Source organism: bacterium (genome assembly GCA_039961635.1).
Lineage (GTDB): Bacteria > 4484-113 > 4484-113 > JAGGVC01 > JAGGVC01 > JABRWB01.
Window position 1 is genome coordinate 17,021 of record JABRWB010000067.1, and the last position, 14,445, is coordinate 31,465.

Annotated in this window: 11 protein-coding genes and 1 tRNA gene; 4 read left to right on the plus strand and 8 right to left on the minus strand. The window is 56.8% G+C overall.

The features are described 5' to 3' along the window. Positions 1–74: 74 nt before the first annotated feature. From HRF49_10400 to HRF49_10425, 6 genes are all read right to left on the minus strand, one after another. On the minus strand, positions 75–686 hold the full coding sequence (locus HRF49_10400) for a tRNA (cytidine(34)-2'-O)-methyltransferase (GenBank protein MEP0815058.1): 612 nt from the start codon (positions 684–686) through the stop codon (positions 75–77). Next, the gene (locus HRF49_10405) at positions 673–1,407 is read right to left on the minus strand and encodes a ChbG/HpnK family deacetylase (GenBank protein ID MEP0815059.1); all 735 of its coding nucleotides are present in this window, start codon (positions 1,405–1,407) and stop codon (positions 673–675) included. Before HRF49_10405 ends, HRF49_10400 begins: the two co-directional genes overlap by 14 nt. After that, positions 1,385–3,841, minus strand: a complete 2,457-nt coding sequence (locus HRF49_10410) for a DUF3488 domain-containing protein (protein ID MEP0815060.1) — start codon at positions 3,839–3,841, stop codon at positions 1,385–1,387. Before HRF49_10410 ends, HRF49_10405 begins: the two co-directional genes overlap by 23 nt. Continuing rightward, complete coding sequence (locus HRF49_10415; protein MEP0815061.1) at positions 3,831–5,261, minus strand: DUF58 domain-containing protein; 1,431 nt, start codon at positions 5,259–5,261, stop codon at positions 3,831–3,833. Before HRF49_10415 ends, HRF49_10410 begins: the two co-directional genes overlap by 11 nt. Next, positions 5,262–6,236, minus strand: a complete 975-nt coding sequence (locus tag HRF49_10420) for a MoxR family ATPase (protein ID MEP0815062.1) — start codon at positions 6,234–6,236, stop codon at positions 5,262–5,264. Between the two features lie 69 nt (positions 6,237–6,305). Beyond that, on the minus strand, positions 6,306–6,734 hold the full coding sequence (locus HRF49_10425) for a hemerythrin family protein (GenBank protein ID MEP0815063.1): 429 nt from the start codon (positions 6,732–6,734) through the stop codon (positions 6,306–6,308). Between the two features lie 144 nt (positions 6,735–6,878). On the opposite strand from HRF49_10425, the gene HRF49_10430 reads away from it, so the two are divergent. Next, positions 6,879–8,153, plus strand: a complete 1,275-nt coding sequence (locus HRF49_10430) for a thiamine-monophosphate kinase (protein ID MEP0815064.1) — start codon at positions 6,879–6,881, stop codon at positions 8,151–8,153. 3 nt (positions 8,154–8,156) lie between these two features. On the opposite strand, the gene HRF49_10435 is transcribed toward HRF49_10430, so the two are convergent. Then, the gene (locus HRF49_10435; GenBank protein MEP0815065.1) at positions 8,157–9,416 is read right to left on the minus strand and encodes a response regulator; all 1,260 of its coding nucleotides are present in this window, start codon (positions 9,414–9,416) and stop codon (positions 8,157–8,159) included. 137 nt (positions 9,417–9,553) lie between these two features. On the opposite strand from HRF49_10435, the gene HRF49_10440 reads away from it, so the two are divergent. From HRF49_10440 to HRF49_10450, 3 genes are all read left to right on the plus strand, one after another. Continuing rightward, positions 9,554–9,628, plus strand: a tRNA-His gene (locus HRF49_10440). A 46-nt stretch (positions 9,629–9,674) separates the two neighbouring features. After that, positions 9,675–11,099 carry a histidine--tRNA ligase gene (gene hisS, locus HRF49_10445; GenBank protein MEP0815066.1) on the plus strand — a complete coding sequence of 475 codons (1,425 nt, stop codon included), beginning with the start codon at positions 9,675–9,677 and terminating at the stop codon, positions 11,097–11,099. 12 nt (positions 11,100–11,111) lie between these two features. Then, positions 11,112–12,809: a histidine ammonia-lyase gene (locus HRF49_10450; GenBank protein ID MEP0815067.1), complete on the plus strand. Its 1,698-nt coding sequence runs from the start codon at positions 11,112–11,114 to the stop codon at positions 12,807–12,809. Between the two features lie 107 nt (positions 12,810–12,916). On the opposite strand, the gene HRF49_10455 is transcribed toward HRF49_10450, so the two are convergent. Beyond that, positions 12,917–14,445, minus strand: a 1,529-nt coding sequence (locus HRF49_10455; protein ID MEP0815068.1) for a PKD domain-containing protein, incomplete at its 5' end; no start/stop codon positions are given.

Below are 14,445 nucleotides of genomic sequence, written 5' to 3' on the forward strand. Positions count from 1 at the left end.
GAATCAGCGACGCGTCGCGAGTTTACCACTGCGATTACGCCGTATTCAGCATATATCGGCTTGCGCAATTCGTGTCAAATGGTACCGCGTTCTTGTGAATCGAGCTCTTTACCCAAGCTTTTGGTTTTCAACATGGCCAAGTGAACATACACAGCGGCGGCCACCGCATTGCTCACGTTCAAGCTTCGCGTTCCTTCGATTTGGGGAAACGCGACAACGTGATCCTTCGCGGCTTCGAGCATTTCATCCGACAGGCCGCGCGTTTCGGGGCCGAATACTAGAAAATCCCCCGAGCGCACGGGAGCGCGCCATGGCAATAGCTTGCCCTTGGTCGAATAGAACCAAGCTGTTTTGGGCCTTGCCGGATCGTTCCATTCATCCGTTTGAAGAGGGAATTTAACGGAGGGATACGCCGCCCACAACTCTTCCATACTTGTCCAGCGCTTCCATTCGACGAGCGACCAGTAGTCCAAACCTGCGCGCCGGGCATGCGGATTGCGCATCTGGAATCCAAGCGGCCCGACCAGGTGCAGCCGGCATCCGGTGCACGCGCAGGTGCGCGCTATGTTTCCGGTATTCGGCGGAATCTCTGGCTCCCAAAGGACGATGTGGAGTCCGAGCGGATGCAAGGGCGGAGGCACGGCGGGATTATAGCCCGGGCGGCCGACGGAATTACAAATCGGCATACGACCCGATTGTCCAGCCCAAGCTTTGGATTGTTCCGGCGAGCGCGGGATCTGATAAAACCGAAAGTTCCGTTTCACGCTCCGCGGAATAGCTGCTTGAATCGGCAAGCTCTTCCGAGGTGAGCCCCGGATGGCACATTACTTCAAGCGAATCCGAGTTCGAAAGCTCCAAAATCCGGAGGAAATCCGCCGTGGAAATTTTTCCCGCGCCGTAGTACGCGTCCGAAAAATCCGCCGGATGCACAATTCCATACTTCGCGAGCTGGCTGCGCACTCCGGGCGTGCAGGGGCGCACGGGCAGCCCGCGCCTGAGCGCAAATTCAATTACAACACCCAGAACGCGGGCGTGTTTGTGCACGTGGTGATGTCCGTCAACGTGCGTCGGACGAAGGCCGCGGCCCGTCAGATAATCCCATTGCGCTTCGAGTTCGTCGCGTACGATTTCGAGCGGCAGGTTTTCCGCGCGCGCGCGGTCGAATTCTCCGTCGGCATTCAGAAATTCCCGTGGGACCACGGACACCGGCGGGCCGGCGGTCAAATTGAAGTGCAGCCCCGCCGCCATTCCCGATTCCGCCAGCGCCTCGATGTCGCGGTCGTCCGCGAAATTGGCCATCGCGGTTGTTGAAAGCACGACGCCGGCGCTGAACGCCTTAAGTATGCCCGCGCTGATTTCGCGGGTGCGGCCGAAGTCGTCGGCGTTAATTATCAATAGCCTGCCCACGCGCGTTCCGCCTTTTTCTTTGAGCTTCCAGAAATGCGCCGACTTCTCTCGCGATTGCCTCCGCGCGCTGCGAATCCTCGGCGGACGGCTCTTTCCCGCTGTAAGCGAAGTAGTAATACAGCTCCGCAAATTCCTTCAGGGAAGGCCCAAGCCCCGCGAGCCGTTCCGCCATCTGATTTAGAAAAGCCCCGGTTGTAGTCGATTCCGGCCTTATCCATCCATCGGCGGCGAGGGCTCGTTCGACCGCATAGTAGGCCGATACGACTGCATTCTTGGGAACGGGGGGAGTGAGACGTTTCGGAAGTCTCCGCCACCAGCTCCAAATTAGGAATCCAATCAGCAAAGCGAGAATCGAAAAGCTTGTGACCTCGTTGTCTATCGCGACTTCGTAGAGGCGCTGCCCCAGCAGGATGAAAAACGCGGCGATGGCCTGCTGGACGCCCGTCGGATCGATCACGAACAACTTCTGGATGAAATCGAACGCGCTCGAAAGAAAGCTTTGAATCTCGCTGGCAGACAGGAAATCGGACGATGCCGGCGTTGGATCGAATGTGACCCAACCGAAGCCGTCGAAATAAACCTCCGCCCAGGAATGCGCATTGCGGGAAGCGACGACGAATCCGTTTTGCAGGAAGTTGTAAGTGCCCGGAGCGTAACCCGTGACGATTCTGGCTGGAATGCCGTTTATCCTGCAGAAAACCGCGAACGCGTTCGCGAAATATTCGCAATAGCCTTTCTTGGTGACGAAAACGAAGTGTGCGGCTGCGTCCATTTCGGCAATCTGTTGGGTCTGCGCCGTTCCCGGGACGAACACATCCCTGGTGGGCAGCTCCGGATACTGAAGCGAATACTCGAATTCGCCGGAACTTACGAAGAATTCGTAAATATTGCGTACTTTGTCGTACATAGTCACCGCTGCATCGGGATTCTTGCCGCGGGCGACCTTTTTGGCGAGATCGACAAGCTGCGCGTTCTCGGTGACCAACTTTGGAAGTTGCGTGTAATGCTTCCTTAGCTCCACGGGCGGTTTGTCGAAGGAATCCTTCAGCTTCGCCGGAATAAACGAAGGCCTAAGGACGAAAAGCTTGTATTGAAGGCCTTTGGGGAAGTATGACCGCTTCTGCGCATCGGATGCCGGTTTAATAATGCTGTAAGCGTCGGATACGGGCTCGGCGAACGCGACAAAATCATCCTGGTCGCCGGAAGGCCCGGTTTTTCTGCTTACGTCCTCGACTCTGTATGGCTGGTATGGAGAAAAGAATATGGGAAGATCGTTTTTCAAAAACGATATCTCAAGATGCTGCGTGGAATACTTTAGCTCATCATTGTGCCCCGACGAAAAAATGTTGTTCCGCGTGACGAAAATATCCTGATTGTTCCTTCTGAACCGCTGCTCCAGTTTGGGGGACGGAAAATCCACGAGCGGTATCAGCGTGACGTCGCCTGCGACACTCGCATACCTGTCATCCCTCGTCGGCCCCCCCATTGCGGCACTTTTGTGTTCGGGCGCATGTTTTTTCATCCAATCGTCTTTGTCCTGCTCCCATCCGGTGCCCGTGTAAATATCGAACACTTTTCCGCGCAGGTAGTCGTTAAGCGTGCCGCGTACAAGAAGCACCGGGTCGTTCTTGAGTTCGATGTCCCCGCCCCGGGACAAATTGAATTCGTCGGAAAAGCCGCTGTAACTGTTTTGTTTAAGCTGCTCGATTTCCGGCTCCTCGAGCGATTCCATATCCTCTTCGCTTATGAACGACGCTTTGGGCATTCTGAAGCGAGGGTTGTGGATGCCCTTGCCATGCGGCACCACCATATAAATAAGTACGCTGGCGAACAAAGCGGCCGCCGTGGTCCTCCCGGCTAGATAAACTATCGAGCGCGCCGCCCCAAGCTCGCTTGCCATGTATGGAATCTTTTCGGAAAGGCTGATGTTGTTTGCGATATACAGGCTTGCGAACGCGCAGAATATGAACAGCGGCAGTATGAACATCAATTTCACGTCATAGCTGGCGACGCTTGCCAGAAGCATTATCACCAGGCACGCCGCCAAGATCACCCTGTGATCCCGGTCGCTGAACGCGCGGAAGCTGTAGAGAGCGATAAGCACTCCGAGAAGCACGCCGAACTCGGTTCCCCAGGCGGTCGAGTTGGCCTTGACCTTCAGGATCGAAGAGATGAAAATCGAAATCGCGGCTATGTCCAGCAATACGACGATGAACCTGTGATATGCGGCCGAAATAAAATAGCTGAAGGCGAATCCAACGACGACTGCGGAAGTAAGGCCGATATTCAACTTCAGGTCGTCGTTTGCCAGGTAAAGCAACTGGATTCCGAAGACCGTCGCGGCGCCCGTGAAAACGTAGAGCCAGATTCGGCCCGGCACGCCGAAAATCCCGGCCGCGGAGGTATCTTGCGAGCCTGGTTTCTTATACGGCACGAGAAACCTCCTTTCTTCCAAGCCGGAGAATCTTATCGGTGACCCGTTTCAAATCGTCGCCGTAGGCGATTTTGTAGGCGAAGAAACCGAACGATTCCGAAGTGCGTGAAAGAGGGCCAGGCTGGATTCCCTTGCTGTAGCTTTCCAAGTCGAAGTGGACGACGGTTACTTGCCTGAAACGCATTCCGAACTGGTGGTAAATTTCTTTTTCAATCGGGCGAACCGAGGGAGCAAATACCATCAGCGTGCTGCCTTCGGGCACCGATGCCGCGATCCATGGAAGCTCCGCGCTTAGATTAACCGGTTCGCCCTTTCCAATTCTCGCGAGGACAAGCGACAGGTCGTAAAAAAACGATTGACCGGTTCCGGCGCGGGTGTCGCGCTCGACGCCGCTTCCGAGATGGGTGAAGCTGACCTGGTAGCCAAGCTTCACCGCCGCCTGTGCGAGCGAAATGATTATTTTAAGTGCGTCCTCCAAGGGGGTTTTCTCCGGGTTATCGCCCGCGCTCATTTCTGGAGTGTTGACGAGAAGGAAGGACATCGTGGATGCGACGTTGCGCTCGAACTGTTTGGTGATTAATTTCGGATTTTTGGCGGAGGACATCCAATGAATCTTTCGCATGCTGTCCCCCTCCTTGTATTCGCGCACGCCCAGAAACTCGACGGACTCACCGGCGAGGGGAATCGTGGAGGCCTCGTCCTTGGCTCGCAAGCTAACGCTGTCCAACATCGAAAGCTTGACGCGGAACGGCACGGGGATGACCACCAGCTCGGTATATTCCTCGACAAGCCTCTCGTGTTTGAAAAAACCGAACGGATCGCCGCCCCAGAAGTAGAAGGGGCCGACTTTCCAGTCGCCGCGAAGCGTGGGGACCGCCTCGTAAGTCAGCGGAACTTCGCTTCCGCCGCGAATGCTGACAAAGCACATCTCCTGATATCCGGCCTCGCGGCTGACTGCCGGGAAGTAGTCGAATCCGATGACCGCGAATCTCGGCCATCTGGACGCGTTGCGAAGCGTGATGGTGATCGTCATCGGTTGGCCGACCAGAGCTACGCGCAGGTGCTCCCGCCTGACGGTAAGTCCGGCACTCGAAAAGAGCGACCAGAAAAATATGATCACCAGACTTGTGAAAATAAAAACGGCCGTGTAAACAAGCAGGTGTGTTGAAAAAATCATGCTTACGCCTGCGGCGAAGAAGGCGAGAAAAATAACCGCAAACGAAGTTTTCGAAAACATGATCTTTTGGATGCCCCACCTGCTTGAAAGCAGGTGCCAGATGCCTGCCCAAATCAAAAGCAATGCGAGCGCGAGGACGGAATAGGGAATCAGCGGCGTATAATTTTTGTAAAGCGCGACGCCGATTATTATGATGTCGAGTATGAAGAGCACAACGAGGACGGGGCTTATCACCGGCCTCACCTACTCCGCGGGAACGGGCACGCGCGAAATTATGTCGTCCACTATCCTGCGCGGGGTAACGCCCGCCAGTTGCGACTCCGTCAGCAAAAACAGCCTGTGGCCGAGGACAAGCGGCGCCATCTCCTGTATGTCGTCCGGTACAACGTAGTCGCGACGCGCGAGCACCGCGGCCGCCTGGGCGGCGCGGCCAAGGCCGAGCGAACCGCGCGGGCTGCATCCGACCAGCACATCGGGATGGTGGCGCGTTTCGTTGACGATTCGGACGATGTACCGTCTTATCGACTGCGTGATATGCACGGTCTTGACCAACTCCCGAAGCTCCATTAGCCGCGCGGGACTTATCACGGGAGTGACGTCTTCGATGGGATGCCTGACCTGCTGGCTTTCAAGTATCGCCATTTCCTCGGAGTCCGCCGGATATCCAACCCTCACTTTAAGCAAAAACCGGTCCAGCTGGGCTTCGGGAAGTGCATAGGTGCCCTGGTGTTCGATAGGATTCTGCGTGGCGATCACAAAAAAAGGATAGGGCAGTTCATGCGCGATTCCGTCAACAGTCACCTGCTGTTCTTCCATCGCTTCAAGAAGAGCGGATTGTGTTCTCGGGCTAGTGCGGTTGATTTCGTCCGCAAGCACCATATTGGCGAACAGGGGGCCCTGTTTGAAGTAAAACTCGCCCGTTTTCTGGTTGTAGACCATGTTTCCGGTTAAGTCGGACGGCAGCAGGTCTGGCGTGAACTGGATTCGCTTGAAGTCCAGCTCCACACTTTTGGCGAGTGCGCGGGAAAGCATCGTTTTGCCGACGCCGGGCACGTCCTCGATAAGGACATGGCCGCCGGACAACATCGAGATAAGCAGGTACTCGACGACGCGCCGCTTGCCGAAAATCACGCTTTCGACGCTTTCAATCACGCGCTGAAGGTCGGCATGCGCCTGCTCTATTTCGCGTGAAACTGCGGCTTCCGGCCTGGTCACCATCATGAAGCGAGATTATACCTCATAGATAGGGTATACCCTGCATTTGCGAAAACGCGCGTTCCGGCTGTTTCAAATCTTGCCTCGCTTTTTCGAGGCCAGCTTTTCGCGTATGTGGTCGCCCAGCCGCTTGTCGGTGGAGGAGATGTGGGATGTGAACCAATCCAGCAGCATCCTCTGCAGCTTCCTCGCGAGCCGCACGCTCCCGCCGTCCCGCTTGTATTCGGAGGCGAGCATCACAAAATCCTCAAGAAACGCATTGTGCTCGTCTATGTGATCCTCAATGTAAGGGTACTTCAGCCTCTTCATTATCGCCTTTTCCCGCGCGAAATGGTCGGGAATGTAGCTCTTCAAAAACAGCAGAATCTCCTCGCACTCTTCGACGCCCCGGCCTTCGCGTACGGCCGCGATCAGCTCGTTCATCTTGGACACGATTCTTTTGTGCTGCTCGTCGATCTCGGCCACGCCGGTCGACATGCTTATGTTCCACTCTACAGTCATAATGCAAAATGAATACCTGGATTCCGCCTTGCGCCGCTTCCCCCGGCGATGGCCTCGGGATTATATTACCTATCCTCATTTGCGGCCAATCGCCTTCCCGCAAGTGAAAAAGCCGCGCGCTCGACCTGTTGTTATACTTGCGCAGTGATTTACAAATCCAGAGAGGAGAAAATCATAGGCGCAGCGTGGAGGGCGCTTGGCGCGCCGAAGCTGCCGCCGGGCCCCTACGGCGCGGATACCGAGGCGTCTGTACGCCGCGCGCTGCTGGATGGAAATTTCGACGCGCGTTCGGTTTTTGGCGGTCCCGCGCTATTCGCGTTGCAGGAGGCTGCAAAAGTGCCGCTCGGCGACGATTGCGCGGTTTGGAACACGGGAAAATTCAGCCTACTTTCAACCACGGACATGTTGGTTGAAGGAACGCACTTTATATTGCCCGAAAAGCGAACGATACCGCGGCCGACGCGCCCCGAATACGCGGATCCGCGAGACCGGCTTGGCTCGCTGTTCAACCTTGGTTGGAAATCGCTTGCCGTAAACGTGAGCGACATAGCCGCATGCGGGGGATTGCCGGTGGGATACCTGGTGAGCCTTGGAATCCCGCCGGAAACCAAAGATGCGGAAATCTCCGCCTTCACGAAGGGCGTCGCGAAGGCCTCGCGCGCGTTCCGAGTCCGCGTTTTCGGCGGCGACCTGGTTTCGTCCCAGTGCTGGATTGTATCGGTGACGGTGCTGGGCATCGCGGAAAACGGGCTGGCGGTCGGCCGTGCTGGCGCCGCGCCGGGCGATCACATCCTTGTAACCGGGGACATCGGCCTCGCAAGGACAGGAATGGAAGTGTTGTACCCCGCGCTTTCCGGCTTGCCGAGACATATCGTTCCTGATATATCCGGGTTTCCCGAGTCCGTGAAGACCTTCACCAGACCCGTCGCACAAATCAAGACCGGCCGAATACTTGCGGCGCGCGGACTTGCCACCGCGATGCTGGACACGTCCGACAGCATCGCCAAGAGCGTCAGGCTTCTATGCGAGGCCGGCGGAACCGGATGCGTGCTCGAGCTGGGAGAATTCCGGGCTCATCCGGAAGTGGAGCGATACACGGGAATGCTCGAAAAATCCCCAGAATTGCGCGAAGGCGGCCGGGATATCGGATACGAGTCCACGTATCTGGAACGCTTCATTCTGGATTCTGCCGAGGATTACCAGCTTCTATTCACGGTTCCGCCGGACGCATTGGATAGGGCGGGCTTTTTTGCGAAAGCCGCGCCCTCGCAAAATTACATAATCGAGCTTTACCGCAAGGGGGGGAAGGCGATGCGCATCGGCGAGATGACTCGCGGTAAAAAACTCGTGGTTAACCGCCATGGAAAGCTATACCCGCTCATGGAAAGCGGTTTCGAGCACTTTGGAAAAACCGGTTGACGGCTATCCGCGCCTGACCTTGATCGTGCGCGGCATTTTGCCAAAATCTCGCATTGACTTGATGCGCTCCATCACGAACGGAGTCACAAGAGTGTCGGCGCTTATCAGCAGGATTCCATTGGCATCGTATACATTGTCCGCGACAACATCCCGAAGCTTCAGCTCATCCACCGGAATGTCCATCGAAGGAGTTTTTGGCGCGGATTCTTCTTCCGAAAGAATCGCTGCAATCGCAGGCTTGAGATTTGGATCGAATTTTGTTCCCATGCCGGCACAGACCAAGTCCAAAGCCGATTTTCGCGAATGTCGCACTCCCGTTTTTCTGCCGTTCAAGGTTTCGTCCACCTCGTCCGCGAGCGAAAGAATCCTTGCACCAAGCGGAATCGCGTCGCCGGCGAGCCCGTCGGGATACCCGCTGCCGTTGTACCTTTCCTGGTGAAACTCGACGATTTCCGATACTTCGGTTGCATCGGTCATTTCCTTTATGAGCATTGCTCCGAGCCTCGGGAACTTCCGGTATATCTCCCTTTTCTCGGCATCCAAATTTTGCGGCGGCACCGCCAGCACCTCGTCGGGCAGGGCGATGTACCCGATTTGATGCAGCAGCGATGCCACATACAGGTGCTTCACGAACTCCTCGTTCTGACCGATCCGCCTTGCAATGTCGCACGCCAATTTTGCGACACGGCCGCTGTGGCTTCCCTTGAAATATTCCCGTCCCTCAATCATACGGCTGAGGATTTCGGCGGAACCTTTGAATCCTTCCTCCGCCGCCGCCTTTTTGTCTTCCAGTTCACGGACAAGCGATGCGAAATGCACTTGAAGCGAATCCACGCGCTTCCTGTGTTCCTCTATTTCATTGCGGTAATGCCTTTCCGTATCGGCGTGCTTCAAGAACCGCTGAACGTAAGCCAGCAAGACCGACGGCTCGAACGGTTTTGGGATGAAGCCCGAAACTCCTTGGGCCAAAAGCTCTTTGAGTATCCGCGAGTCGTCAATAACCGAGACGACAATGACAAGAGGGGGCGGATTCAGCGCCATCGCCTGCACGATTAAATCGTAGCCGTGCATTTTCGGCATCCGCAGGTCGGTCAGGAGCAGCTCAAAAGGATGCTCCTTCAACCTTGCAAGCCCCTCCTGGCCGGTTTCCGCCAAGGTGCATTCGATACCCGCGTGTTTGAGTGTCGCCGAAATCAGCTCGCGAATCATTTTCTCGTCGTCCACGACGAGAACGCGTCCAGCGGACTTTCCCTTTTCCGCCACTTTTCCCCCTGTAACAAATCCGGACCGATCAAGGCGCCCGCGACGATTATACATCATTTCGCTTGGTCGCGTCTTGGCTGCGGCCGCAGACTCGTTGACCGCCATGCGGACGCGTGGGTATAATGCCCGTTCCGCATGCCGACGTAGCTCAACCCGGTTAGAGCGCTTGACTGTGGATCAAGAGGTTCTGGGTTCAAATCCCAGCGTCGGTATTTGAATTTCACGGCTGCATACGCCGCCGCACCGAAGGATACCGATATGTCGCCCGTCGAACCGAGGACGCTTAAAGGATTCCGCGACATTCTTCCCGCGGAGATGCTTGCGCGCGACCGCGTGATTGATGCAGTGCGCACAACGTACGAAAAATACGGATTCGTCCCGCTCGGAACGCCCGCGCTGGAAGCGAAGGAAACCCTTCTCGGTTACGGCGAGGAAGCGAACAAACAGATTTACCTTTTCAAGGACCGCGACGGCGCGGACGTGGGGCTTCGCTACGACCTGACGGTGCCGCTCTGCCGCGTCATCGCGCAGTATCCGGAGCTGCCGCTGCCTGTCAAGCGCTACCAGGTGCAGCCCGTCTGGCGGTTCGACAAGCCCGATCCCGGGCGCTACCGCGAGTTTATCCAATTCGATATAGACACCGTAGGCTCGACGGGTATGGCGGCGGATGCGGAGATAATCGCCGCGATGTGTGATTCGCTTTCATCGCTTTCGCTCGATTTCCGGCTGCGCATCAGCAACCGCAAGATACTCAACGGGATGCTGGATTTCGCCGGGATCGCGCGCGATATGGGCGCGTCAGTTATGCGCGTCCTTGACAAGCTCGACAAGCAGGGGCTGGACGCGGTTCTGCTGGAGCTCGGGCCGGGGCGCGTGGACGCGTCGGGCGACAAAATCCGCGGCCTCGAATTGCCCGGCGAAGCAATCTCGAAAATCGAGCAATTTCTTTCGCTGAACCGCGCTGCGCGCGCGGAGACGATTGCGGCCGCGCGCGAATTGCTTTCCGGTATCGAGGATGCGGAGGCGGGCCTGTCCGAGCTGGATGAAATCTCCGGCTATCTCGATTCGCTGGGAGTTTCGGACGGGCGCGCGTGCATAGACCTTTCGATCGCGCGCGGCCTGGAGTATTACACCGGGCCGGTGTTCGAAGCGGTGCTTGTTGACGCGCCGGAATTCGGAAGCGTCGCCGCCGGCGGAAGGTACGACACGCTTATCGAAAAATTCATCGGCAAAAGCATTCCCGCTACCGGCGTTTCGATAGGCGTGGACAGGCTGGTCGCAGCGATGGCCGCGCTCGGAATGGCCGCGGCGCGCCCTTCCACCGCGGACGTGCTCGTCACGGTTATGGACAAATCGCGGCTCTCGGATTATTTCGCAATCGCGGGAAAGCTGCGCGCGGAAGGAATCCGTACCGAGGTTTACATGGGAGACGAGAAGGGCATCGGCAAGCAACTGAAGTACGCCGACCGCCAGGTCATTCCCGTCGCGGTGATAATCGGCACGGACGAGTTCGCCGCCGGCACCGCGTCGATCAAGGATTTGCGAATCACACGCAAAGAGCCTGCCGCGACCGCGGACATCAAGAACCGCGACGAATGGCTGAAGGCGCGCAAGGGGCAATCCACGGTTCCGCTTGGCGGACTTGCGGGCGAGCTGCGATCCATACTCGCCGAAAGGGAATAGGGAGAGCGCATTATGGATGACAGCGGGCATCCTGTTGTAATCACCGGCGGAAGTCTTTCAGTCGAGGAAATCGTGCGCGTCGCGCGGCGTGGGGCGAAGGTGGAAATCGCGCCGGAAGTGAAGCTTCGCCTTGACAGGATGCGCGCGTGGATGGAAAAGTATGTGAAGGAATCGCTATACTCCCCCCCCGGCGAAACCGAAAAGGAGCTGCGACGCCGGATGATATACGGCGTGACGACCGGTTTCGGCACGCTCAAGGACAGGCGGCTGCATGACATGGATGCCGCGCACAAACTCCAGGAGAATTTGATCGTCAGCCACTGCACCGGCACCGGCCCCGCGTTTTCCGACGAAGTCGTGCGCGCGGTTATGCTCGTGCGCGCGAACACGCTTGCTGCCGGACGTTCCGGAGTGCGGTACGAACTTTTATCGCGGCTCGTGGAAATGCTGAACAGCGGCGCGCTGCCCGTCGTCCCGGAGCAGGGCTCGGTAGGAGCCAGCGGCGACCTCGCGCCGATGGCGCACCTCGCGCTTTCGCTCATCGGCAAAGGCCCGGTGCGCTATCGCGGAAAAGAATACGCGAATCTAGCGGAACTCAACACGAGCACGACGGGCGGGATTCCCGTTTCCGTCGGCGACGCGTTCGAGCTCAAATGCAAGGAAGGGCTGGCGCTGCTCAACGGCACGTCCGTTATGGCCGCGCAGGCCGCGCTTGCGCTTCACGACGCGCGGCGGCTTCTGGACTGGGCGGATGCTGCGGGCGCGGTTACGATGGAATCGCTTCTGGGCGCGACGCGCGCGTTCGATGAAATCGTTTTTTCGGTTTACAAACACCGCGGCGCGGCAATTTCCGCCGGCCACGTGCGCCGGATGACCGCTGGCAGCGAGCTGGTCAACCGCTCCGCGCAGGTGCATGACCCGTATTCGGTGCGCTGCATTCCGCAGGTGCACGGCGCGGCGCGCGACGCGATCGCGTACGCGGGTGAAACGATCGAAACCCATCTCGGCGCGATCACCGACGACCCGATTTTCTTCACCGCGGACGAAGTCGAAAAGTCCCCCCCCGCCGACGGCTGGTCGAAGCGGCTGCACTTCGAGGAGGGCCACTTCCACGGCGAGCCGCTTGCGATGGCGCTGGACATGCTCGCGATCGCGATCGCGGAAATAGCTTCGATAAGCGAGCGGCGCATCCAGACGCTGCTCGATCCCAACCACAGCCGCGGCCTGCCGGGATGCCTCATAGACAATCCCGTGGGAATCAACTCCGGGTATATGCTCGCGCAGTACACCGCGGCGTCGCTCGTCAGCGAGAACAAGACGCTTGCGCATCCGGCGTGCGTGGACTCGATTCCGACGTCGGCCAACGCGGAGGATCACGTAAGCATGGGCGCCTGGGCGGCGCGCAAAGCCCGCCGCGTCGTGGAGAACGCAAGGAACGTACTCGCAATCGAGCTTCTTTGCGCAACCGAGGCGCTTTCGTTCCGCACTGGGCGGCAGGAAGTGACAGCGGGCGTCGCCGCGGGAAGGAAAAAGCTGGATGCGACGGGCGCGCCCGGCGCGGGGACGCAGTGGGTGTACGACCTCGTGAGAATCGATCACGCGATCCCGCACCTGGACGGCGCGGATAGGAATTTGAAGCCGCTTATAGACACCGCCGCGGAGATAATCGGCGCAAGCGACCTGTCGGAGTTCTTTGGCGTGCCGGGGTAGTAGATGGATGCCTACGGATTTATATAAAAGCGGGAAAAAAAACCTCCAAGCAGGCATTTCAACTGAATCCTATACCTAAAACGGAGTTAAATCTTCTTTCCCATTGGCTACCATAAAGGAATGTCACGGCTGTAAAGCGTAATCGTCAGCTGAATGGAGTCGACTTCCGCAACGTATATTTTTTCATTGCTCACAGCCATGCAATAGCTTGCGGCGCTGCCCAAATAATGGTCGGCAATTGGCTCAACCACGTATCCTGTGCCGTTTTCATACAGCAAAGATAGCCGGTCATCTTCAAAGAAGAAATACGAGAGATAACACCAGTGTTGATCAATACTCTTTGCCTCAATATAACCTCGATATTGTGGATATTCCTGAAGCAAAAGTGGATTTTGCTGCCAAATCGATCCTTGCTTAAAGAATCTGTACATACATTTGTCTGCGCCATAATGAACGCTTAGGCCGCTTGAAGAAATCCCAATTTTGGCGCGGTCGACAGAACGCGTAGTAACCAAATCGCCCAGCCACTCTTCTCCCTGTTTGCTTATAATGGATGTTGTATTCCAAAGCTGCAATATACATGGGATTTGGTCGAAGTATCTAACATCGCCTACTCTAAACGGTCCTTCATCCCAGTCCGCAAACGGATTGCTTTCTGTAAGTGTATCCCCTGTTAACTCGGCAAAATTATAATCCTCGCCATCTTCCCCGTTCCTGTATAGAAATCCAACAGTATGCTGAATTGCATTTGCGCTTACATCAAGCCAGTCGCGTTCATAGTATTGGTCGTACATAAAGCCGCCGGCATAGACGATATCGATTTCACTAGTAGGTTTGCGCGTGACAAGAATCGCTTGCTCCCAGGCACTAGGCGATGAAATAAAGGTTCCGAAAACTAAAGTCCCGTCTGCAAGGAATACGGGTCGCGTTGGAATTGACACCGAGTTCATATCCGCGTCGATGTAAAAATCTTCAAATCTCCAATTATCCCCCCCAGCGCCTCCTTTCCAGGCCATTCTGATGCGTTCGTCGCGGTACATAGGCAAGGATTTGTCATCAACAGCGTAAATAACGCACAGTTCCCCGGTGGTTGGCGACACAGCAGCGCCTACACCCAGATACCCGGGACCTACTCTCAAGTGGCTGTCACCGCGCTCACCTGGAAATAACTGCTGAACAAGCTCATTTTGCCAGTAAAGCGAAATTGCATTCGAAATAACAGTGATTTCATTCGTAGCCATCAATCCGTCGTTGTCCGTAACCCGTAGTGTCACGTTCCAAATTCCGGCATCAAAAATGTGACTTACATGATCGGATTGATACGATTGCCAGTCCGAAAGGCCGTCACCATCGAAATCCCATTCGTACTTGACTATTTCGCCGTCGGGATCGTATGAGGAATTGCAGCTCAAAACGGTTTCGAGCGGCGCATCCCCTATTAATGGCCATCCGGAGGCAATCGCCACCGGGGGCTGGGGCACCGGGCCGCCTTCGGGGGGATAAACGATGACGGTGACGCTCTTTGTTGTCGCGAGGAACGAATCGTCCGTCACGCGCGCGGTGCAGATGCGCACGCCCACTTCGCTTTCGGTGAAAAGGTGGGCTGCGGTACCGTTCGTGGAAGTGAAATCGCGGA